Below are 23765 nucleotides of genomic sequence, written 5' to 3'. Positions count from 1 at the left end.
CCGGAGCAGGCGGTAGGTCATGACGCGTTCCGCGTCTGCGATGTGGCCCGCGACTTCTTTCAGCGTCCATTTTCCTTCCGCATACCGATACGCGGCCTGGCTTTCGTTCAACGATGCCAGGAGCTCGGTCATTTGCTTTTCCTGGGCGAGCAGAATGTCGATGATGTTACCGTCCGGCACCAAACGGATATATTCGCCGGAGCTCCCGGCGTATTCTTCTTCTGACGGTCTTTGATCCATGCGTAGTCACCTCTTTATGGAGATATAGAAGATTATAGCACTCGTCTATGTCTAATAAATTCACGAAATGATAGAACTTTCCTTCTAATAATTGAGGATAAAACAACTATTTAGTTGGTCGGTCGCCACACTATCCTGATTCGTTAGCACAATAAGCAATGCTAATCAATAATGCATAAAAGTTATCTGTTATACAATATTTCGAAGTTATTAATATATAAAGGTAACACCTTCTTTTTTTAATTTAAAGATGAATTTTCAATTATATTTTGAAATGAACCGAAGTAAAACACACTAGTCTAACTACTTTTCTATACAAGATTTTATGCAAAAAAGAATAGCGAAGATCCCTAGAATCCCTGCTATATCGATGATATATAAAATCTTGTATAAGAGATAGATAGACATAGAGACAAAAAATTTAGTAAAAACAAGGATTCTATGAAAAACTTGCTACCGATAATGAGACGTTATGTTAACTTCATATGTATAGAATATACAGTTAACTAAAAATGAAAAGTTCATATTTGAAAATGAACAATAAAAAACAGTAGTGTAAAATCACTACTGTTTTTTATTGTTTCTTATAAGTGAATTATTTGTATTCCTGTCTATATATTTTAAACGAATAAATAGCTCCAATAAAGAATACAAAAGCTTCAAATAATATAAAGATTTGACGGAAATTCTCAATATCTTTACCAACTAAAGAAATAAATATAGCATTCATTAGAATTTGAGTAGTAAACATACGAGAAGTAATTTTTAAATAAATAGCATTTGTTCTTTCATCTGGTTTACCAATTTTTTTGTAAATAATAATAAGTGCAATTACTGAACCAAAAAATAGAAATGTTGTAAGTCCTACAACGATATTAAAATTGGCTGTACTTTCTAACATCCATTTATTTAATAGATCAATCATTATTATCTTCCTTTCCTACATAAGAGAATATTTCGTTCTTCTTTTTCACTATAATAAAAAAAGAAAAAGGAAAACATCGAACTTTCTTACAAACATTCGTGTATTCTTACAGTTTTGTCATTTTGTAAATGTATTCATCGCCTTGCCTTTCGCTATTTCCTTTGGAAAATATAGTGAATTACGAGAAAGAGCGCTACAAGATCAACTTCCAAGAAGTAGTGCACTAAACCTCTAGCCAGCACTCACACCAAAAAACAAGGAAGGAAGTCTTAAATACTTGCTAGAATTTTAAATGAAAAGACATTGCAAAATCACTTGAAATGACGCCGCAAACAGGCCATTTAATGGTGGAGAAATTTAATTGAGGAGGGAAAACTGTGAGAATACCTTTTGTACCTAAAAATGTTGAGATTAGTCAGGATCGCTATGATTTTATCAAAGAATACCGAGGCGGAGGATTTATGTTAATTGCAGGTGCTGTTTTTTGGTTATTAGCATTTATATTAACTTATGCATTACCTAAAGTAGCAGTAGTAGGGTTTTATATATGGGGTGGATTGCTTATTCCTATAATTGGAGTAGCTTTATTTAAAGTGATGAAAATGTCTGCAAAACCTAATCAGTATTCATCATTAGTTGCATTTTCCTCCGGTGTCGTAGTTGTTTGTATTCCAGTATTGTTTCTCGTTAAAGAACTGAATGTGGATATGTTACTTCCTGTAATATGTATTATAAATGCCGCGCATTTTCTTATTCTTTGCTGGGTTCATTTAGATTATTTATATTTCATACTTGTTATATTGGGAGTTTCACTTGGGTGCCTTTTTATTTATACTCTACCAAGTTCCCAAGTACATTACCTTGCATTAATTTGGGGGTTAATTTCTTTAATAACTGGAGTTATTACTCATTATTCTACTCAACAACCTTTAAAGGGATATGACTTTTCCATCAAAGGATAAATTCAGCAACCGATTTTATTAATTAATAACTGTCAAGAAATGAAAATTTTCTTTTTCTATAGTTAGTTATTGTGAGAAGTCAGCCCTTTTTTTACATTTTAGGAGGTATTTTGTTTTATTAGGTTGATAGCGATATAGTGCTACCCCTGTTAGTAGTAATTTTAATATCACTATGGATAAATTACTTTTAAAACTTTACTTCCGAGAACGAGAATTATGTAAATAAGCTGTCCATGTGGACAGCTTATTGTTTTTTTGCTTAGCGTGCAAAATTCGCGTCTTGTTGGCGGTACCCCATGCCCATCAACTTAAAAATGAAAACAAAGTGTACTTTCATTTTGTGGAGGTAAAGCATTCCTAAAATAGAAGCATACTCTTAATAATATGCATACCAAATAAACCCTAACGGGTTTCCTTTTTTAAATTATGCAACTTTCTTTTGTTTTTTCAACCCATTATACTCATAAACAACACCCATAATATCAAAAACAGTCTTCTTCTCATATCGATGAGATTTTCTTCCGTTCTTCTGTAGGAGGTGGAACAGGCTGATTAGGATCTTTGTTATTTCTTAGATGTTTTGTTGTATGGCTTGATACAAACTCGATAAGTGGTCTTGAATCATTCCAATTGCTTTATATTCACTTAATTCTTGTTTCTTCTTTTGTAAAATTAATTGTCGCATCTTAAACATAGTAGAAGAACATAGAAAAATGGCAATGAGTTTTCCATAAACATGGCATTCTAATCGCTCTTGTTTAATATGTTGCCAATGATGAATTTGAAATAAGGATTTCCAAGTTTTAAAAATGATTTCAATTTGCCAGCGGAGAGAGTAAAAATTATGGATTTGTTCCATCGGAGCAATCTCCCAAGGTGTATTGGTAACATATAGGTTCATGCCAGCTAATCGTTTGCTTTTTTCCGAATATGTAATCCCTTTTTTACTTTCTGTGTACACTTGTTTTTTCATACGCTCACGAAGTTGTTTTTCTGTTAATCGATACATAATCACCCGAGTGAATAGTTTTTTATCCTTTCCAATATAAGCTTCTTTTATTTCATAGGACTGTCCTGGTTTTAAGGTATCCATGATGTGCTCTAAATCAACTTTGATGTACCGAGATTGTTTTTTTATTGTTCCGTTTCGAAAGTATTCAGGAAATTCATTTTTGACATATACCCTATTGTTTAATTTGAGTCGCGATATATAGTACACACCACGTTGATCCATTTGATCTAAATCATCCAGTGAATAATAGCCTAAATCCCGAATACATAGGTCACCAGGGCGTAATGTTGATAAACACTCTGTTCCAAAGGTTTTATCATTATTTTTCCCTGGTTCCACTTGGAAATTTAAAAACTGACCACTATGTAAATCATATTCTAACTGGATTTTTATACCCGCTGTTTGTGCACAACCACCTGATCCAGGATATACATTGGCCAAGTGTTTTTGTACGTGAAAAATGGTTGCATCTAAAATACGAATTCGCTGAAAATAGGTAAGTGAAGCACTTGGAATTGCTGACTTTCCACAAACTTTATTTTTTAATAATGTGGAGAAAATATGTTTCAAAAAGAACACTGCCTTTTTATTAAAGCGCTTATTTAGTCCTTCAGGACTCATAAGAGTTCCTGTTGATGCATGTAGCTGACTACACAATCGGACTAATGAATCACTCGCTACTCGTTGACTAATCCAGACACATATAGTAGCTAAATCATACCCTGAAAATTTACGTTTTCGTTTTACAAAACCTAGCTCTCTAGCGAGATTTTCCAAAAATGAAGGGGTAAGATGTTCATATAATTCTTCAGCGAATAATTGTAATTCGTCAGAAATTGATAGATACATACAAAAACGCCATCCTTTCCTATGATTCTACAGAAAGAATAGCGTATTTTTTGGTTCTGGTGCAAAGGTAGTGGAAAAGAAAATATAACATATATATTTCTAGCATAATGGTAGGATAATCCTGGTTCCTCATCATTTCTACTAAATCACGAAAAATTAAGTTGTACCGTACCAACGTACAGTTAACAAAATAATATCTTGCTGATAATGCTTCCATTTGAACAAATTTTCCTTTTCCATACCGATCACACATCTTTTGTAGAGTAATAGTATCAGCATATCCCAGTTTAAGAGGTTACTTACAAAATATTTAGAATTTTTTTGCGAGAATCCTCCGAAATGTAATACGGACTTTAAATACTTTCATTTATAATTCTCTATTTGTCTATACTTTTCATATCGCTGTTGTATAAGCTCTTCCGAGGATAATAGTATCAATTTTTTTAGAGATGATTCGATTACAGATTCAATCATTTTTGCCTGTGATTTTATATCATTTTGTGCTCCACCTTTAATTTCAGGAATGATTTCATCAATAATTCCTAAATGTTTTAAATCTTTTGCTGAAATTTTCATATGTTCAGCAGCTTCTGGAGCATACTTAGCGTCCTTCCATAGGATAGATGCTGCTCCTTCTGGCGAAATTACCGAGTACCATGAATACTCTAACATATGGATATGGTTACCGACACTAATGCCAAGAGCTCCACCACTTGATGCCTCTCCAATTACAATACAAACAATTGGCACTTTAAGTGTAGCCATTTCAAATAGATTTCGAGCTATCGCTTCAGAAATTCCACGTTCTTCAGACCCTTTCCCTGGATAGGCGCCTATTGTATCAATAAATGTAATAATAGGGCGATTAAATTTATCAGCTTGTTTCATAAGTCTTAGCGCTTTTCTATAACCTTCTGGATGTGCCATTCCAAAATTTCTTTCTATACTTTCCTTTGTATTTCTACCTCTTTGATGACCAATAACCGTAACGGGCATCCCTTTAAATTTTGCAATACCACCTATCATTGCTTTATCATCACCATATAATCGATCACCATGAAGTTCGAGAAAGTTTGTAAACAATAAAGGTATATAGTCCAATGTCGTGGGCCGGTTACGTAGCCTTGCAATTTGAACTCGTTGAAAAGATGTAATATTAGAATAAATTTTATCTTGCATTTTATTTAAACGTTTTTCTAATACATGAATTTCTGACGATAAATCTACATTATTTTCTTTCATAATTTTCTTTAATTCATCAAATTTCTCTTTTAATTCAATAATAGGACGTTCAAAATCCAAACTCATTTTATCCTCCAAATGTTATGATTTACCTCACTCTAATCAAAAGGCTTAGAAATAGAATCAATAAATAATTCAAAACCATCCACAACTATTTTTTGTTCTGATTCTGATAAATTATTGAGAATACTTTGATAAAATGTAATGGATTGCTCTCTTAAGCAATTAACAGTTATGTGACCTTTTTCTGTGAGGTGCAGAAAAAGTTCTCTTCTATTTTTTTCATTTACTTCACGATAAATAAGCCCCTTTTTTACTAACTTATCTACCAATCTACTTACAGTTGAAGTCTCTAATCTAAGTTTATTGGATAGTTGCCAAACAGTTAATTTTTCCACCTCTAGTTCTTCTAACGCCATCATTTGAGAAGTTGGTAAAGGTTTTTCAAATGGTCCATTGGGCAAATTTTGAGATTCAAAAACCCCAGTTATTATAATCATTTTCTTAATATCTGTTCTTAGTTTTAAGGCATCTTCTCTTTTCAAAAAGGTCACCCTCCTACAACTATTGTATCATACATCAATTGTATTATACATGAATATGATTTTTTCACAAGCTTAACGTAAGCCAATATTACAACATGGACGAGATATTTCTTCTTGTTAAAATGGTATAAGTGGATTGTTTTCTACAAATGGCAGAACATCAATTATGTATCAGGGGCCTTTATGGGGTACCGCTCATCGAAATCAAGCTAAGAAAATAAAACTACCCCAAGGATAGCTAAACAAGCTCCAATCCATAGCGGAGATACAAAACCATATCCTTTACTGATCCCAAGACCACCTAATGACGAACCAATAACAATACCTAGCGTAATAAAAGAACTATGAACGGTATTTATCATTATTCCATTACTAGCTGATTTCATCACCCTCGCAACCATAGCTGGATTCAATGCTACACCAGTTAAACCAATAAAAATCGTAGAAATAACTGCAATGTATTTATTCTCTGCACTTAAAGCAAATAAAGACAACGCTATGATTAATATAATTAATCCACCCATAAGTATTTTCATTGTAAATTTATCAGCGAACTTGCCAATTATTATATTCCCAATTACCGTCGCGCTACCATAGAGAGCAAGTAAATATGGAATGCTTGTGCTTGAAAATCCTGTAACATTTGTAAAGGTTGGAGTGAAATAACTAAATGCTGCAAACGTACCACCAATAATGAACATACTTGTTACGTTCGCTGCCCAAAGATGAATATTCTTAAATCGCAGAAGTTCGTCTTTCCAATTTAATTGCTCTTTATTTGAAGATGATGGTAACAACCGTTGAACCATAATCCCTGATACTAGCACAAGAACAGAAACAGCCCCCTTATTCAAGTTGCCTAGCGAAAAAATCACGTTTTAATAGACTTCTTTATCATGCCTACCTTTCTATAAATTACCAGATATGAAACAAGGATCGTTTCATAACTAGTAATTTACTTGATTAGCTTGATGGGTATGGAGTAGTACCCCTATAAACAAAACCCACCAGAAACATCTAAAATCTGCCCTGTTACCCAGCGGCTATCAGGAGAAGCAAGGAACGCTACTGCATCTGCAATATCTTCAACTTGCCCTATTCGTCCGAACACAGATGAATTCGTAGCAAAATTTCGTATTTCTGGATTATCTAGCAATTTCGCATTCATATCTGTCTTCGTATATCCAGGCATAATTGTATTTACTGTTATACCTTTTTCTCCAAGATGTTTTGCTAGAGGGAGAGTCATCGTATTCAATGCGCCTTTACTTAAACCGTATGCAATTGAGCCTGTAAAACCAAGTCGTACTTCAGCTGATGAAATGTTGATAATGCGCCCTTCTGCTCGTAGTAATGGTAATGTTTGCTGAATTAAAAAGAACGGCGCCTTCATATTTACGGCCATAATTTCATCAAAAACTTCTTCTGTCGTATCTTCAATCGTTCCTTGTGTACCTATCCCTGCATTGTTTACTAACATATCAACCTCTGATGTACCAACTCTTATTTGTAATTCATATTTTAATTGTTCTACTAGCTTTTTGACACCATCAATTGAATTGAGCTCAGCTTCAATTAAGAACGCTTTTCCTCCATTAGATTCAATCTCACTAATCGTTTCATCTGCAGCTGTTTTATTTCGAGCATAGTGAACCGCTACTAATGCACCGTCGTTTGCCAATCTCATCGCAATCGCCCGACCAATACCGCGACTCGCCCCTGTTACTAACGCTACTTTCCCATCAAGATTCTTCATTTTTTCCATCCTTCCTAAATTTCCGTTTGATAAAGTGAAACTTTAATCAGTGGGGGTTTTCTTCATCCCCCACTGATTATTAGCCCTCACCAAGCGGGCTTTTACGGGCAGTTAATCTCTCACCTAACCACTTTGCTCCAGCTGAATTTTGAGGTGGGAGTTTTACTGCCCGTTAATGCGGGGTAAATCCTATACTTATATTTTCATGCAAACACCAATCATTTTAAATATAGATTTATAGGTAATTCAGTTCCTTCACTTATGATATTATAGTTATAAATTGCAATTTACTTTAGAAAATAAAACAAGGGAGATAACCTCATGCAAAATGCAATAAAACTGGATGACATCGATCACAAAATAATGAACTTGTTATATGAAAATGCGAGGATTTCCGTTTCAGAAATAGGACGAATTATATCCATGACGCAGCCTGCTGTAAAAGAGCGTATTAATAAGCTTGAAGATCAAGGAGTTATAGCGGCTTACCGAACGAAATTTGAGCCTTCCAAAATTAATAAAAACATTCAAGCATTCATTATGTTTAAAACGAGCCAATGCTCTGATTTTATCCAATATTGTAATGCCGCTCCTGAAGTAACAGATTTATATCGAATTAGCGGCGAATTTAATTATATGATGAAGGTCATGAGCGATTCGATGGATTCTCTCGCTACATTTTTAGACTCTTTAATGCAATTTGGATTATCATCTCCTTTAATTGTATTAAAGAGTGAGTTTGAGGAGAAATTGTCGTTCTAATAAAGGGGTACGTAACAGTAAAAGTTTCTCTTTCTTGAGAAAAACCAACAAAATCAATGATTAGTAAATAAAAAAGAACATTGAAATATCAATGTTCTTTTTTATATCTCTACTTATTAATTAGATTGCTCTTCGAAAAGAGCACCTTAATCCCCTTATCCCTGATTCCTCTGCGCCTCTCTAAACTCCTCTTTCACCTTCTCTAACAGCCCTTCTTCCGTAATTAATCGATACGCTGTATTTGCTAGTGCTTTTGCCGATGTAACTAGCGCTTTATCTCCAAGTTCTGAACGTGCTGCTTCTCTAAATTCATTCGTATGCGCAATTAAGTCATCTGGACCGATTTTAATGTACGGGTGAATTGTCGGTACAACTTGGCTTACGTTTCCTGCGTCGGTTGAACCGATGCCAAGTCTTTCTTTACGATTTACTTCTTCACCTAATAGTTCTAGTTCTTCAGCTACGATGTCGTTATATGTTTTTGTTACGAGTAATTCATCGATTTCATTTTGGAATTGATGGATTTTTACTTTCGTACCTGTTGCTAACGCTGCTCCCTCTGCGATGTTTCTTACTTTCTCTGTTACTTCCGCACATCTTTTTCTCGTTGCTGCGCGGATGAAGAACCTCGCTGCAGCGTAGTCAGGAATAATGTTAGGCGCTTTTCCGCCCTCTGTAATGACGCCATGAATTCTCACATCTGATGGAAGTTGTTGGCGAAGTGCGTTAATACTGTTGTACAGCTGAATAACCGCATCTAATGCGTTAATCCCTTCTTCAGGTGAAGCTGCCGCGTGAGCTGTCTTTCCGTAAAAATGAAAATCAAGTGGATCGACTGCTAGTGAAGGACTCGTTGTCGCTGTTTTTCCACTCGGATGAATCATAAGCGCCGCATCAACATCTTTAAATAAACCTGCTTTTACATAACTCGATTTCGCGCTACCGTTTGGCCCGCCTTCTTCTGCTGGTGTTCCGAACACGACAACTTCTCCGCCAATTTCTTCAAGCGTTTCTGATAATGCGATTGCTGCTGCGACGCTAATTGTGCCAATTAAATTGTGACCACACGCATGACCGAGTCCTGGTAAAGCGTCATACTCCGCTAAAAATGCGATAACTGGCCCTTGCTTTCCTGAACTTTTCCGCGCGATAAATCCCGTTTCATGTCCAGCTATATTGTGCTGCAACTGAAATCCTGCACTACCTAGCAATAAACTTAACGTTCTTGATGCGTAAAACTCTTGATTACCAATCTCCGGATTCGCATGAATATCATGACTTGTTTCTATGTACTTTTCCTTATTTCTTTCTATACTCTCTTCAATTGTTTTTCTTTGTGACGCTACTCCTGTCGCTCCCATTTTTCTTCCCCCTTTATTTTTACGTAAAAAAGCCTCTTTCTAAAAGATAGAAAGAGGCTTCTGTATATACAGTCAAAATGAGCTTCTTTCTTATCTTTCAAGTTAACTTGCTGGAATTGGCACAGTATTCATAAAGAATCCGCTGCCGAGGTTTCGTAGGGCCAGTCCCTCCACCTCTCATGATAAGAATTTTCATAAAATTATATTAAATTATTTTCATTCTAAGTTCATTCCGATTAAAAGTCAAGGAATTCCTATCCGAATTTACCGAATATCTAAAAATCCTTTTAATACGCCGATTGTCTCAGGTGCTTGCATCCTTGCACATATGTACGGAAATTCCGTACTACCTTCAAATATCATTTGAGATGTGAGCGGTGCGCCTGCCCAGAAGATTTCATCATCAATTACGATAAACGGGAATGCTTTATTTTGCCTTTGTAACTTTACATTTTTCAATGGAACTGGTCCATCACTATACACCGTTATTTGCGCATTTGTACGCATTAACGCTTGCCATACTCGTTTATCTACTTGCCTTGTACTTGGAAGTGAAATAATGATTTTTCGTTTTGCAGCTAAAATATCTTTTAATAGCCCTTTCGGTTCCTCAAGATTCATTTCCATAAACCAGCGTAAACGTTTCGAAATTTTCCGCTCCCATACTTGTCTTGATGTCGTGCGATCATACACATCTCCATGACGTTCTATATGAGCTGTTAATTGTGATAACGCTTGTTTTCTCGAAAGGTTTTTACGCATATAATGGCAATCTGATAATTGAATGAACTTCCCTCTCGCTCTTGTTACTGCTACATTGACGAGGCGATGATTTTTATGGTCAAAGAATAACACGCCAGGTCGTTCTTGCGGATAACTGTCAACCGTATCAAAGATCATCATATCTCTTTCAGAACCTTGAAACTTATGAACTGTCGCCGCTAAAACTGGTATGTTTTGATATTTCGTTCTCTGCAACATTTCTCTAATACACGTCGATAAAAAACGTGACTGCGCCCTGTAAGGTGTCACAACACCAATCGACTGAACACCGTCTAACAATCCGATTAACATCATTTGCATCGCTACTAAACCAGACATAATGTTAAAACGAGATCCTGAAGCAGCGTCTTTTAACGAAAATGCTCCCATTAAGCTCGTATCAAATAAAACACTCGCTTCATTTTCGAACGGTTGCAATTGCGCAAGTTCTTTACGCTCTGAAACAGATGCATGGTCATATACTCTATTTTTATAAATAAATGAGTTTGTAAACTTCGATATATCCGCATGCATACGTCTTTGTTCCTGCAACATAAAGAGGTTCGGATGTGCTTCTGATTTATTGACAGACTCAACAATCCCAGCATGGTAAAACATATCTTCCCCGAGCCATTTTCGAACGAGTTCATGGTTTGCCATCGCAATCGGAGGTAACTGTAAAAAGTCACCACAAACGACAATACGTTTCCCAAGAGAAGCAGCTAATGCGATTTGCGGAACATATGCCATACTCACTTCATCTACGACAACTAAATCAAATGTGCGCTCATAAATAAGCGCATCAATTGCACATTTCGATAAAGTCGCACCGATTACTTTCGCATTTTCAATGTATTCTTTTTCTACTTCTTTAATTTTCGCTTTTTGCTTTCTAAGATCACTTTCAATCTCTTGTATGCGCTTCTTATCAGCAGAAGTCGCTTTATATGATAAAATCTTTTCACGAAGATCTTGTCGTGTTTCCTCTAAATAGAGCCTTTCTTCTCCCCAAGATCCGTTCGTCGTTTCAACTAATTTCGATGCAAGTAACGTTTCATGATTTCGTATATGTTCATGTTGACTATAACCGTAACGAACAATTTCGCCAGGCGTCCATTTCTTTTTCTTTTCAATTTGCTTCGTTACTTCGCTCATTAATACATCTACTGCCGCATTACTATGAGCTAACACAAGTACCGATTTTCCTTTTTGATAATGCGCCGAAATAATACGTGATAAATTGTAAGACTTCCCTGTGCCAGGTGGTCCCCACACGTACGTTGTCGGGTTGTAAAATGAACGATACGCCAATTCATTTTTCGTATTTTTCATCTTCTCAATATGCCTTGGACTACTCGTCCCCTCAACAAGACGCTTTATACGATTACGTTTCAGCTTATCCTTACGCGCTTCTTTCAATCTTTCTTGCAGTTGCTCTAACAATTGCCACGGTTCACTATATAAAACCGCTTCTCGTATTTCGCCTTGTATATAATCATTTAACTTCAGTTCTATTTCTAATCCATGTACAGATAATACTTCCCCTGTCGCTTCCTCACCATCGAACTCAATTCGAATCGGTGAACCTTCAGGTAAGCTTACTTCCGAAATAAGCTGAAATACATACACTGTATTTTCATAATCTGTATATAAAAAACGACCGTTCATGATAGAAATTTTACTACCACCTATCGTTTTCCAATGTTTAATTTCATATGCTAATGCATAGTGCCACTCTTTCATCGTTTCTGATAATGAAGGAGTTTGAGTAGGTGTATTCATCGTATAATCTCCTTCCTTCTCCCCAAACATACTTTCTCACTATACCATATAACGCCCTAAAAATTGTAACAATTATATCTTGCTTATTTTCTTAATTTTCCATATTATTTTATATATAATTTTCAGAAAGAAGGGTCGCACATGCCAGTTAGAAGAATTGAACACGTAGGACTTATGGTTACAGATTTAGAAACATCTATTTCATTTTATGAAAAAGTCGTTGGCTTACAGCTCATTAAGCGCATGGGACATCCGAACCCAGATTTAAAACTCGCTTTTTTAGGTGTAGAAGAATCAAAGGAAACGATACTTGAACTAATTGAAGGTTATAACTCTTCCCTTCCAGCCGAAGGAAAAGTACATCACATTTGCTTTAAAGTGGATTCATTAGAAGATAAAATCAAAAGACTAGAAAGCCACAAAGTAACATTTTTACTAGGTGAAGAAATCGAAACATTGCCAGATGGAACACGTTACATATTTTTTGCTGGACCTGATGGAGAGTGGATTGAGTTTTTTGAGACGGAGAGATAGAAAAGGAGCCGGTATTCTGACTCCTTTTTTCGCAAGTGCAGAAACGGTTTGAACACCAGTAACTTTCACCCTGAAAATTCACCAAGATTAAGAAACAATCATTTTGTGAGGAGTAAGGAATGATAAATACAGTCTATATTATTGTTTTTTGGATACTTATACTATTCCCATTCCTGTATGTAATCAAGATAAAGCATTGGAATATAAAAGTAGTTGCCGTATTTGTTGGAAGAATCCTATTAAGTATTATCTTTTTTATAAACGGAATGGTTTTAGGACTGCAACGAAATTGGGTAGAACCTCCCTATGAAAAAGAATGGGATTTCTTTCTAAAGTCTTTGCAGCATGGGAAAACGGAAGCACTTTTAGAAGTATTACTTATAATTATCATTGTCACATTTGACTTACTATTTATATCTTATTATATAAATAAAAAGAAATAGGATGTTCTACCTATAGTTACTAAATAACAGTTTTGTTCATATTTTCGTAATATGTATAGACTGGTATATATATTATAATTATCTTAGCAAATTACAAATAAATTTGCATTTCCTGTGACCCTTACCTCCCAGTAAGGGTCTTACCCTTTTATAAATAACTATTTCAATACAACTGTTTTCACAGTACTTTCACGTCAATTTCACAAATTCAAGAACTCTCATATGTTACACTTAGAATATCCTTTTCCAAGGATCTATGTGCCAATACACGAATCCCTATCTATATAGGGATTTTTTTTGTGTGAGATCCCCCTCATCATCAATTTAAGAATTCAAAAAAGAAGGGGATTATCCCCTCCTTTTTAAGCTTGCTCCGACTGTCGGAATTATTTAATATAACCACGATTCAGTTCCGTTAACTTTTCATTGATGTTAAAAATTCTTACTCTAATATCTTTAACACCAGCTTCTTCAAGTCTGTTTTTGTGCATTTCCGCGTATTTTTCAGCATCTTTTGTTTCTTCAAATACATAGATGCCTCCAGCTTCTTTTGTTTCTTGATTCTCTGTCCATATTTTCCAATGGAATCCTTCTTCTTCATTAATACTTTTTGCTAAATCCGAAAACGCCTTTTCCATTTCCTCACCAAAAGGACCTTCAAACGGAAAATCAACTTGTAATAAATATGCCATTTTCACTCACTCCTATTTTCAATATAAAGTTCACGGGGAATTCCTTTGTATAAAAAATTCTTCTCATTCTTTTACTAATTATGATTCGAATGATAGTAATGTCTAAATTCGTATTGCTATTATTCCAGCACTAGTTTGAGACTTTCCCTATTCTTTATTGTATTTAAAAATTAAAGAGTTATTAAAAACTCATTAAAAAGAGCTCTATTTAGACTTGAGATTCTTACCTATATATTGAACAATTTTTCTAAACTCTGTCGAAGTTGGACGACCAAATGGCATCGTTTGTCTCTGTTGATATAGTAGTTGTCCATTTTTCTTCACAAGAAAGTAGGCTGGTTTTCCATGAGTACCGCGGGCTTCATAAGGGGAGCATCGCCATGATAGAAAACATCATAAGCTTTTAAATTCACCAGATATTCATCTGATAAAATCAGGAACGATAAGTTATTTTCCAATGCCGTATTCCTTAAGAATTATCCGGTTAATTACTATTTATCTAAATATATTCATACTACTAATTAATAAGCAACGCTATTAGTAGTGCCGACACACTCAAAATGCACGTTAAGGTACGCGTGTGATTCAGCAACGTCCAACGGGATTCAAATTCGACTCTGAGTTCCTCCCATCCAGAATCTCTTACAGGTAGTTCAGCTGAGATAATCGCTCTATTCATCGGAAGGTTTCCTGTGAAAGTGATCAGTAGAGTCGCAACATAACTAATCAATGCGATTAATCCTAAAATGAATTTATCGAATTGCTGTAGGTAAACCGCTAATACAACAAAACCGATCTGCGCTATAAGAGCACCGTTTGAAATGAAGAGAAAAATCGGATTAGCCACTGATGAGGTAAAGTGTCTAACCGAAAGAACAAAGGTACGATCATCCGCATTACGAAGACCAGGCATGACAGAATTAGAGTATGCAAAAACGATTCCAGCAACAATACTTGTTGTCAATATAGCAAGAAACGCTAAGACTTTGAAAAATAATAACTCATTCATACGTTTTCACACCCCCTATCTATAAAATAATTACAAAGCGATATCAACTTGAACGCATAAAGTTTAACAGTTTTCGGTTCTGTTTAAAAAATATGATACAAACTTATCCCTATACTAAGGACAAACAAAACAAGCGCAGGTATTGCCTTCTTAAAGGGATCTCTCGCTAGTACAATAAGAGTTAATGCAGCTGCAAGCATCGTACCGCCTAACAATAATCCTGCCAATAAAGCTGCTGTTGGGAACCAAATTCCTATCAACATTCCAATTGCTCCTACAATCTCAAAAGCTCCAGTTAAGAAATTAAAAAACGAAGGTAAACCAAATCGCTTGAACTCATCTGCCATTTTCCCAGATATAATTTTCGTACCTGTCATTAAAAAGAACAGAAACAACACTACTTTTACAATATTGATGAAAATTAAAATAGTAATCACACCTTTCTTATTATTTGATGAAAACTCAGTATTGTTCAGATAGTAATCACTACCTTTACCCTATTTCCTGAGATTGGCCATAGGGAAGTCGCTTCAATTTACATTCCCCTTCTTAATATTAAAGGGATGAATTTTACATGCTATAGCATATATAATACAAAAATTTGACTGGTACTAGGCAAAAAGGTGACCCTGAATCAGATATCATACAAAATAAAGCTATCTTCCCATTCCTCCAAACAAACAAAAACTATATGCTATAGCATATAATACATAAAACAAAGTTTGTTCCTTATGAATAGCGTAGCATCAATAAGGAACAAGTATTAATAGCGTGTATCATACAATTTGTTTAATAATGATTGTAATACTTTAATCTCTTCTTCGCTCAAATTACTCGTAACGAAATGGTGAGCGTCTTTCACTACAGGCAAGATTGTTTTCTTTAACTCGTCACCTTTTTCAGTTAAAAAAAGGTTGTGTGAACGCCTATCTTGGTCATTCAAAGCCTTCTTTACAATCCCTTTTCTCTCCATTGACTGTATCATTCTTACGACAGTAGTTTGATCTTTATCAATCGCTTCTGCTAACTCTTTTTGAGTAGTGGCCCTTTGGCTACAAAGAACACTAATAATCCCCCACTGCTCTGGCGTAACTCCAAAAGGCTTTAATTTCTTCGTAAAATAATTGGTCATTTTCACATCAGTACGATGAACAAGATAGCCTATTAAATCATGTAAGTTCATGTATCACCTCTATACATTAAGACATAAAAGGATATAGCATACCAGTCAATTATTCAAAGTGAATGTATTTGTTTTACTAATTACATGCTATGACATATATATTAAATTAGGTCATTTTAATAGTCAAATGAATTACCTATTATTTTTCTACAGTATCAGTCCAGCTTATTTAAAAATAAGAAAATCCCGTATTCAATAAAAATACGGGATTTTTATAAATGAGTTTATTACTTAAATCAACACTTATTCGAAAGAAGTTCATTCGTTACATATTACTTATCTAATTAAGAAAAATTCATATACCAGCCCAAACATCTTTTCCATATCGCCCTTCATCTTGCACACGTTCCAACCAATTTCTTGCTTCTTGTTCACCGACTTCATGAATTTCTTGATATGCTTGACAAAGGGTATCTTCTACGTCAGGAGCCATTTTACTTCCATCACCACATATATAAAGATGAGCCCCATTATCTAATAACGAAATTAAATTCATTCTATCTTGTTTTATTAAATGCTGTACATATGTTTTAGGATGTCCTTCTAAGCGAGAAAAAGCTGTGTGTAAAGAGATTAATCCATCTCTTTCATCATTTTCTAGTTCTGTACGATAGAGATAATCCTTTTCAGGATGACGACAACCAAAGTATAGATGTGCTTGTCCTAAGTTCATACCTTTTTTCTTTTGAACGCGACGCGCTTGTAAGAATCCACGGAATGGTGCAATTCCAGTACCTGGCCCAACCATGATAATTGGTGTTTCTGGATTTTCAGGTAATTGAAAGTTTGATTGTGGCGTTCGAATGAAACAAATAATCTCATCTTTATTATGACGCTGAGCTAAATAATTAGAAGCGACTCCTTCATATGTCCCTTCCCCACTCCATGCAGGCGCATTAACAACACCAACCGTAATGCTCAGACGATCCTGTGCAACGAGTGGAGAGCTTGAAATAGAATAGTAACGCGGTTTGAGCGCCGGAAGAAGTTCTAAAAAGCGTTCAAATCGGATTTCACAAGCCTCATACTTTTCAAGAAGATCCAACATTGAAACACGTTTCTTTAATATTTGTTCATGATAAACTCCGTCTTCCAATAATGATTCCAATTCCTTTTTATGAGGAGGGCATGCTGTGAATGTCACCATTTCTCGTATTTGTGCTCGAGTGGCTGCTTCTTGAACTTCAACACTATAACTAAGAAGGTTATATAAACTAACAGGACTGTCTAAAGGTATGTGATTTACACTTCGTCCACTTGCACTCAGTATGACTTGATCCTTCCCGTTTAATCCAAAGCGTTTTAAAATTCGATTGACATTTTTCTCACTATTAATTGGCAGCACCCCAAGGTGGTCACCTTCTTGATACGTAGCGCCTTCTGGCAAGGATATCTCAATATGTCGCGTGCTTCTTTCACTGCTAGATGATTGAAGTTCACGATTTTCTAATATAGATGCATAAACTGCTTCATATGTTCGCGCAAGAGGAGATCCTCCAAGACGGCTGACAAATTGCAGACTCAAAGTACTGCGCTCTTTCTCAATGTTTTTGTTAAACTCCAATCCAAATGCCTTCATCGCATCAGACCACATACTTTGTTTCCATTGCTCGAGCTGTTCCTCGAAATCACCACTTGCATCCGCTTCTCCACGTGTAGAAAATCTTGTTGCTCCTTTTTGAGCCATTTGCTCATCAATGTATCTTGGAATTCGCTGATAGGTACTAGCCCAATTATGATCTCCACAACCAAAAACTGCGTATTGAACACCTTTTAGCTCATCCGGTTTTAATTCCTCCAACCACTGCACAAACTGTCCTGCATTACTTGGCGGCTTTCCATTATAAGAAGAAGTTACAATAAGAACCGCCCCTTCTTTTGGCAGACTTCCAATTCGATCGTTAAGAGCTACCACTTCCGTTTGAACACCTTCTAAACTAGCTGTATCTGCTAGTTCTCTTGCAATACCTTCTGCTACCCCGGTATCCGAGCCATACAGAACAAGCAGCGAAAGATTATCTGCCCCAATAATAGAAGGAGTCTTCTGAACTTGCTGTTCGATTTCATGGTTTTTCAGTTTCTCCTCTGTAGGCGCAAGAACAGTAGTATGACTGATAGTTTGATTTCGGGGTAGAATCCTAATTTTAAAATCACCAGGCTTTAGCGTTAATGTTTGTTTTACGTCCAGCTGATAGTCTTCATAATCAATGAATTCAAAATGTTGAAGAAGCATTCCCATTACGAGTGTGGCTTCATGAAGTGCAAACTGCATACCGATACATGCTCTCTGACCATTTCCAAATGGCTTATAAGCATGATGAGGAACCTTATCCATCTCTTCAAATCGTTCAGGTTGGAATTCTTCCACATTGTCTCCCCACGCATCTTTATCCCTATGTAGCTGAGGAATAAGAACAGAAATACGATCTTCTCCTTTCTTAATTGGGTATTTCCCACCAATTACTGTATCTTCTTTTGCATAGAGACTAAATGCTGGAGCAGTAGGCCATAGACGTAGCGATTCATTTAAAACCATCCGTATATACTTTAGTTTCATAATTTGTTGGTATGTTGGAGTGGGATCTGTTAAAACCCGATCTACTTCTTCATAGGCTTTTTTCAATTTATCTGGATTCTTTAATAAAAAATAGATTGCAAAAGATAACAATCCACTTGTTGTCTCATGCCCAGCTATTAAAAAGGTAATAATTTGAAAACGAATATTTTCATCATCTAATTTTTCACCAGTTTCCGGATCCTGCACATTTAACATACGGGAAAGTAAATCATTTTCTTCCTGTTTCCCATTACTTTTACGTTCAGCAATAATATTATCTACTAAAGAAAACATAGATTGAATATCATGCTGAAATTGACGTTTCGTTCTCCACATGAGTTTGTCTTCTATATCCAGCCGCTGCAATTGGTGCATCGCCTCATCTAGAGCACGGCTCATGCTAGTAATAAAAGGATGAGGGGTCTCACGATAAAAGCTATTAAATCGGTAATTAAAACCACATAGACCAATTGTATCTAATGTAAGGCGAGTCATATCCTCCGGAACAGCTACGTTTTCATTCGGATTAAGTCTTGCCCATTTTTGAACGAGTTGTACGGCAATATCGACCATCATGGTATGGTAATCTTTCATTGCCCGTTGGCTGAATGTAGGCATCAAAATATTATGAGCTTTTTTCCAGTTAGGCTCGTGAGTCTCGCTTGTAAATAATCCGTCTCCAGCAAAGGCACGAACCTTTGCTAAAGCACCCTCTATACTTTTATCGAACCGTGTTTCGTCACAGACTTCTGCTACCAGTTTATGTCCAGAAACGACAATGATGGTATCACCTAAAGTTTGAATTCGAAAAATGGGACCATACTCTTCCGCTAGTTTGATAAAGGATAAGGTCGGTTTATCTTTATCAATTAATGGGAGATTACCCAGCGGTCCATATGTTTTCGGCTGAGGAATGGCAGATACTTCTTTTTCCATTAAAAACACCCTTTCAAAAAAGCATGAAATAAAGTGAAACTTTAATCAGTGGGGGTTTTGTTCATTCTCCACTGATTATCAGCCCACACCAATCGGGCTTTTACGGGCAGCCCGACCCCCGTCTAACTTCTTTGCTTCCGCTGAATTTTGAGGTGGGGTCTTACTGCCCGGCAAATAGCGGGATAAAATATCCCATTCAATAAAGAGAAGATAGCAATGAATCGCCTGGGATAAAGATATGTAATTGATTACCTTATTTATCTTTTCCCTAACTATTCATGATTATGATATTGCTTATAAGGTTGGTAATCTAAGTTATTTGTCGACATTAGATTTATAACTTGCAGAAAAAATACTAAATTAAAATGAAGCGAATTATTATAATATTTATCAGAAATTGAAAGCTAAAGATTGTAGTATTGGGAAAACCAGTAGTTTCTAATGTCAATTCAAACAAATACGATAAACAAGTATACTGTGTTACGAATGAAAAAGGATCTGATATGAATATCAGATCCTTTTTACTATATATAATTATTTCACTGTTTTTTCCAGATTTAAATACCAGCGCCTTAGCAGCAGAAATTTGCATTTCTTCATAGTCTAACTAATCAGCAAAAAATTTTTAGAAATCATTATCTAAAGTTTTGTTTCACTCGACCGATTTAACCTCTCGACAGCTTCCGCGCTTGTATCTACACGTTTAACGAAAAAAACTAATAGTAGTGCAACAACATTCATGCCAAGCGCTACATAGAATGAATATTGAATTCCGGATAATAAAGCCTTCTGAGTTAATATTGCCTTCGTAGCTTCTGTGAAGGTTGTTGGATCTACATCAACCATTAGACTTTCAGCTTTTGTTTTTGTTACAGAATTCATAATCGTAACAAGAATAGCAGTACCAATCGAACCGGACACTTGTTGAGCTGTATTATTAACAGCCGTACCGTGCGGATTTAAGCGAGTTGGCAATTGATTAAGGCCATTTGTCATAAGTGGCATCATCACCATCGCCATCCCAAACATCCGCAGTGTGTAAATAAGAATAATATGCGTGTGACTAGAGTCGATTTGCAGGTTTGCCAGCATATAAGTTGAAACAGCTGTAATGGAAAGTCCTACTATACCAAGAAGCCGAGGGCCATATTTATCAAATAATTTACCTGTAATTGGTGACATAACCCCCATTATTACCGCACCTGGAAGCATCATCAGCCCAGAGCTCAGCGGTGAAATACCGCGGACATTTTGTACATAAGCTGGTGTTAAAATCATACCCGAAAACATGGCCACTGCGTTGACAATTGCAATTACAGACGCAAGTGCAAACATTGGGTACTTGTAAACACGTAAATCCAATAATGGTTCATTCATTTTTAATTGACGGATAATGAAAGCAATTAGGGCAATAGCGCCTATGGTTAAGGTTGTTAAGACAACTTTATTCGTCCAACCATCGGAGCTTGCAGAACTGAATCCATATAACAAACCGCCAAAACCGACAGAAGATAATAATAATGAGAGATAATCAAGTTTTGCATTTTTGTTTTGTCTCATGACATTCTCCGATTTCCAAATCCCCAGCAGTAAGCTAATGATTGCTAACGGTAAAATCATTTCAAAAAGCAAACGCCAGTCATAATACTCTACAATATAACCTGATAGTGTCGGTCCAATTGCTGGAGCTGTAATCATAACTAATCCAAAAATCCCCATTGCTGTTCCCCTTTTTTCTCTTGGAAAGCTTACTAGCATAATATTCATTAACAAAGGCCCCATGACTGAAGAACCTGCTGCTTGAATCATCCGGCCAGTAAGTAATAAACTAAAGTTCGGTGCTACAGCCGCTAAGGCCGTACCAAGAATAAAAATCACCATAGATGTAATAAATAAGCTCCTATTGGAAAAGCGGGTTATTAAAAATGCTGATGCCGGAATTAATATACCACTTACAAGCATATACCCTGTAGAAAGCCACTGGATCGTTGAATAGTCTTTAATGTCTAAATCCTTCATTATTGATGGCAAGGCTACATTTAAAAGCGAGTTATTTAGAAAAGAAACAAATGCCCCAATAAAAAGGATTACAAGCATTAAATATGGTGGTTTTCTTTTATGTAATGTTTCACTCATATATTTATTTGTCCCTTCATTATCAATTCCATTGATTCGTTTAAATCGTTTGCATATCTGCACAAAAATACATTATCCTTGCAGTATTTTGCCAAACTCTTCGAATGGATATTCTCTTTTTAGCAATTCTATTTGCTCAACATAACATTTTAAAATCTTTTTTATTGATTACACCTTTATAAACATTTAAATACGGGCTTGTAAATCTAGTTATGTAACCATCCATAAAAAGGAATATTACATAGGCTAAGTCTAACATTACATTTTTAAAGTGAGGGGAATAAGCTTATGCACCAATATTGGTATTTGAATTCAGAGGGAAACGGGGAGCAATATAATACCCAAATTTCAATGTCATCATTATATTCACAGCCCCAAATAACTAAAGCGGAGGGAATGAATGGTCTGAAGATTCCTGAGAATTGGAGTTATCGAGTCTATCCATTTGGTTGGGATTCATCAGCCAATTATACGGGTTTCAATCCCCAGTCCTCCCCCTTCTCTTGGGGCCAGCCAAACAATTATGCGGGGATGATGCCCCAAGGACCTCCTGCTAATTGGGCTCCAGTTTCAGGCCATGCAGGTTTCAATTTTCACCCCTCCTCCTTCCCTTGGGCTCAACCATTCAATCATACAGGGATGTTCGCACAAGGGCATCTTGCCGCTTTACTATCACCGCCAGCCAAGGCTTTTAATTTTAATTCCAATAAATGGGGTGTTTTCGGCCCCCCCCCAGCGTGGGGAGGACAGGTAAGTCCCATGGGATGGGGGAATAACGGTCAGCCAGGAATGCTTGGAAACTTACTTGCAGTAGGAAAAAGCAGCATGAATGGAATAGGAATGATTAGTAGTCTAATCGGTATGGGGAAGTTCTTCTTTTAGTTAATTAGAACGGGCGGATAGGTCCTAGCCCAGGCTAAAAAACATTTCCTTTTCCATTGATTTAATCTTCTCAAACATGCCCCCTCAATGTATTGATTGTACGCTTCCAATACTCCCTCCAAGTTCATTTCCTCGTCTTCCAAATTATAAAAACATCTATTACCTTGTATCTGATAACTTGATAGAGGTGTGGTAACACCAACAAAACGCAAATTTCGTACGTAAAAAACCGGTTCCTTTACGAAAGAACCGGTTTTTTACTCTTTATTTATTTGAAAAGTAGTCAAATTTTTTTGGAATCTCTAACAGATCTGGGTAAAACATAATAAAAAGTACAATACCAGCTAAAATAAATGCTGTTGCTGATGAAGCGAAACTTTAATCCGTGTCAGTGGGGTGCTCATCCCCCACTGATTATTAGTTGAGGCAAATCGGGCATTTACGGGATAAAATACGTACTCGGCTTTTGAATAAAATCTAGTAAAGCATAATCATCAGAAACGATTGGTTTTCTTACTCGATTTGTTAACTGTTTCTATTATTTCAGACTCACTTGCTAATACATAAATAATAGAATCTTTTTCTTGTCCATCGAAAGTGGACTGAAAATTCGCATGTGATAGCATCTCATTTAACGAAAGAAATTAGTTAATTGCATAACGCTCTTCTAACTTTCCTTGCGAAAGTTAGTGGATCATCAACGTCTTCAATATTAACGTAAATCAAATTTGGATCATCACATAACCACTCATTGTGTATTGACGAAACAATTATCCCTTGTTTAATAATTGTAGCAACAAATCCAGTGACTTCCTTTTGTAAGAGCGCTACCCGTCCTAGACATAATGCCCGTCCAGTTTTATGATCTCTTGATTCGAATGAGAAGGAAGTTGTTACTCTAAAACGTTTCCCTAAGATTGTTGCTTGTATTTCATCCCGATTTATTGTTGCCACACATTTTCCACCGGCGAATCCTTCTTGGCCACCGATAATTCTTGCAAACTGTTGACAAATTGATTCCTCATTAATCGCCATACCTTTAATCATCCCCCCTTTTACTGTTAGGTTATGAATAAATACATCGGTCTGAAACGGTAATGAATCTATTAGCTCAATTATTCTTGATCGTATGAATTGTTATCAGAGTTTAAATGGTGCAGAATTTTTATTTTATGCTTAATGGGCATCAGAGACT

At 36.0% G+C, this 23765-nt stretch carries 20 protein-coding genes, 5 pseudogenes and 1 riboswitch; of the genes and pseudogenes, 6 read left to right on the top strand and 19 right to left on the bottom strand.

Translation table 11 applies throughout. From position 1 onward, the window contains the following. Both BAQ49_RS18475 and BAQ49_RS18470 read right to left on the bottom strand, forming a co-directional pair. Nucleotides 1-240 (bottom strand): DinB family protein (locus tag BAQ49_RS18475; RefSeq protein WP_131802725.1); only part of this gene is annotated, 240 nt, incomplete at its 3' end. Between the two features lie 595 nt (nt 241-835). Then, nucleotides 836-1165 (bottom strand): 6-aminohexanoate hydrolase, encoded by a 330-nt coding sequence (locus BAQ49_RS18470; RefSeq protein WP_071746577.1) that lies wholly within the window; start codon nt 1163-1165, stop codon nt 836-838. Between the two features lie 139 nt (nt 1166-1304). On the opposite strand from BAQ49_RS18470, the pseudogene BAQ49_RS34325 reads away from it, so the two are divergent. Together BAQ49_RS34325 and BAQ49_RS18460 are read left to right on the top strand one after the other, a co-directional pair. Continuing rightward, nucleotides 1305-1397: pseudogene (locus tag BAQ49_RS34325) on the top strand (transposase); the annotation flags it as partial. 145 nt (nt 1398-1542) lie between these two features. Then, nucleotides 1543-2127 (top strand): DUF7010 family protein, encoded by a 585-nt coding sequence (locus tag BAQ49_RS18460; RefSeq protein WP_071746575.1) that lies wholly within the window; start codon nt 1543-1545, stop codon nt 2125-2127. A gap of 424 nt (nt 2128-2551) precedes the next feature. On the opposite strand, the pseudogene BAQ49_RS18455 reads toward BAQ49_RS18460, so the two are convergent. The 6 genes and pseudogenes from BAQ49_RS18455 to BAQ49_RS18430 all read right to left on the bottom strand — a co-directional run bounded on the left by BAQ49_RS18455 (nt 2552) and on the right by BAQ49_RS18430 (nt 7531). Further along, nucleotides 2552-3988: pseudogene (locus BAQ49_RS18455) on the bottom strand (IS4 family transposase). A 121-nt stretch (nt 3989-4109) separates the two neighbouring features. Next, nucleotides 4110-4228 (bottom strand): annotated as a pseudogene (locus BAQ49_RS32410) (IS6 family transposase); the annotation flags it as partial. Nucleotides 4229-4351: 123 nt separating this feature from the next. After that, on the bottom strand, nt 4352-5296 hold the full coding sequence (locus tag BAQ49_RS18445) for an acetyl-CoA carboxylase carboxyltransferase subunit alpha (protein ID WP_064470405.1): 945 nt from the start codon (nt 5294-5296) through the stop codon (nt 4352-4354). A 32-nt stretch (nt 5297-5328) separates the two neighbouring features. Beyond that, complete coding sequence (locus tag BAQ49_RS18440; protein WP_000817662.1) at nt 5329-5775, bottom strand: MarR family winged helix-turn-helix transcriptional regulator; 447 nt, start codon at nt 5773-5775, stop codon at nt 5329-5331. 209 nt (nt 5776-5984) lie between these two features. Then, a pseudogene (locus BAQ49_RS18435) lies at nt 5985-6620 on the bottom strand (MFS transporter); the annotation flags it as partial. 146 nt (nt 6621-6766) lie between these two features. Further along, nucleotides 6767-7531 carry an SDR family oxidoreductase gene (locus BAQ49_RS18430; protein ID WP_071746573.1) on the bottom strand — a complete coding sequence of 255 codons (765 nt, stop codon included), beginning with the start codon at nt 7529-7531 and terminating at the stop codon, nt 6767-6769. 321 nt (nt 7532-7852) lie between these two features. Between BAQ49_RS18430 and BAQ49_RS18425 the strand changes: the two genes are divergently transcribed. Continuing rightward, entirely contained in the window at nt 7853-8293 is a 441-nt protein-coding gene (locus BAQ49_RS18425) for an Lrp/AsnC family transcriptional regulator (protein ID WP_071746572.1), read from the top strand. 155 nt (nt 8294-8448) lie between these two features. Here the strand turns inward: BAQ49_RS18425 and BAQ49_RS18420 are convergent, their stop codons facing one another. Together BAQ49_RS18420 and BAQ49_RS18415 are read right to left on the bottom strand one after the other, a co-directional pair. After that, complete coding sequence (locus tag BAQ49_RS18420; protein ID WP_071746571.1) at nt 8449-9654, bottom strand: M20 family metallopeptidase; 1206 nt, start codon at nt 9652-9654, stop codon at nt 8449-8451. Nucleotides 9655-9741: 87 nt separating this feature from the next. Further along, nucleotides 9742-9843: riboswitch (SAM riboswitch) on the bottom strand. Between the two features lie 75 nt (nt 9844-9918). After that, nucleotides 9919-12228: an AAA domain-containing protein gene (locus BAQ49_RS18415; protein ID WP_071746570.1), complete on the bottom strand. Its 2310-nt coding sequence runs from the start codon at nt 12226-12228 to the stop codon at nt 9919-9921. A 111-nt stretch (nt 12229-12339) separates the two neighbouring features. Here BAQ49_RS18415 and BAQ49_RS18410 point away from each other — a divergent pair, with 111 nt between their 5' ends. After that, nucleotides 12340-12732, top strand: coding sequence for a VOC family protein (locus BAQ49_RS18410; RefSeq protein WP_071746569.1), 393 nt, complete (start codon nt 12340-12342; stop codon nt 12730-12732). 119 nt (nt 12733-12851) lie between these two features. After that, nucleotides 12852-13175, top strand: a complete 324-nt coding sequence (locus BAQ49_RS18405) for a hypothetical protein (RefSeq protein ID WP_071746568.1) — start codon at nt 12852-12854, stop codon at nt 13173-13175. A 386-nt stretch (nt 13176-13561) separates the two neighbouring features. Here BAQ49_RS18405 and BAQ49_RS18400 read toward each other — a convergent pair whose 3' ends face one another. The 7 genes and pseudogenes from BAQ49_RS18400 to BAQ49_RS18370 all read right to left on the bottom strand — a co-directional run bounded on the left by BAQ49_RS18400 (nt 13562) and on the right by BAQ49_RS18370 (nt 21688). Further along, nucleotides 13562-13867, bottom strand: coding sequence for a monooxygenase (locus BAQ49_RS18400; RefSeq protein WP_071746567.1), 306 nt, complete (start codon nt 13865-13867; stop codon nt 13562-13564). Between the two features lie 204 nt (nt 13868-14071). Then, nucleotides 14072-14319 (bottom strand): annotated as a pseudogene (locus tag BAQ49_RS33650) (peroxiredoxin); the annotation flags it as partial. 65 nt (nt 14320-14384) lie between these two features. Continuing rightward, complete coding sequence (locus BAQ49_RS18390) at nt 14385-14876, bottom strand: anthrone oxygenase family protein (RefSeq protein WP_071746566.1); 492 nt, start codon at nt 14874-14876, stop codon at nt 14385-14387. 83 nt (nt 14877-14959) lie between these two features. Continuing rightward, nucleotides 14960-15310 (bottom strand): DoxX family protein, encoded by a 351-nt coding sequence (locus BAQ49_RS18385; RefSeq protein WP_071746578.1) that lies wholly within the window; start codon nt 15308-15310, stop codon nt 14960-14962. 329 nt (nt 15311-15639) lie between these two features. Beyond that, nucleotides 15640-16059 (bottom strand): MarR family winged helix-turn-helix transcriptional regulator, encoded by a 420-nt coding sequence (locus BAQ49_RS18380; RefSeq protein ID WP_071746565.1) that lies wholly within the window; start codon nt 16057-16059, stop codon nt 15640-15642. A 295-nt stretch (nt 16060-16354) separates the two neighbouring features. Further along, the gene (cypD, locus tag BAQ49_RS18375; RefSeq protein WP_071746564.1) at nt 16355-19552 is read right to left on the bottom strand and encodes a bifunctional P-450/NADPH--P450 reductase; all 3198 of its coding nucleotides are present in this window, start codon (nt 19550-19552) and stop codon (nt 16355-16357) included. Between the two features lie 639 nt (nt 19553-20191). Continuing rightward, nucleotides 20192-21688 (bottom strand): DHA2 family efflux MFS transporter permease subunit, encoded by a 1497-nt coding sequence (locus tag BAQ49_RS18370; RefSeq protein ID WP_071746563.1) that lies wholly within the window; start codon nt 21686-21688, stop codon nt 20192-20194. A 288-nt stretch (nt 21689-21976) separates the two neighbouring features. Here BAQ49_RS18370 and BAQ49_RS18365 point away from each other — a divergent pair, with 288 nt between their 5' ends. Continuing rightward, nucleotides 21977-22570, top strand: coding sequence for a hypothetical protein (locus BAQ49_RS18365; RefSeq protein WP_071746562.1), 594 nt, complete (start codon nt 21977-21979; stop codon nt 22568-22570). Nucleotides 22571-23064: 494 nt separating this feature from the next. Here BAQ49_RS18365 and BAQ49_RS33950 read toward each other — a convergent pair whose 3' ends face one another. Continuing rightward, the gene (locus BAQ49_RS33950; protein WP_279626815.1) at nt 23065-23196 is read right to left on the bottom strand and encodes a hypothetical protein; all 132 of its coding nucleotides are present in this window, start codon (nt 23194-23196) and stop codon (nt 23065-23067) included. Nucleotides 23197-23218: 22 nt separating this feature from the next. Beyond that, on the bottom strand, nt 23219-23617 hold the full coding sequence (locus tag BAQ49_RS18360) for a DUF1259 domain-containing protein (RefSeq protein WP_071746561.1): 399 nt from the start codon (nt 23615-23617) through the stop codon (nt 23219-23221). Between the last annotated feature and the right edge of the window lie 148 nt (nt 23618-23765).

This window comes from Bacillus proteolyticus (genome assembly GCF_001884065.1).
Classification (GTDB): domain Bacteria; phylum Bacillota; class Bacilli; order Bacillales; family Bacillaceae_G; genus Bacillus_A; species Bacillus_A proteolyticus.
The sequence above is the reverse complement of the archived record's forward strand: the minus strand, read 5'-3'. Positions and strand labels throughout refer to the sequence as shown.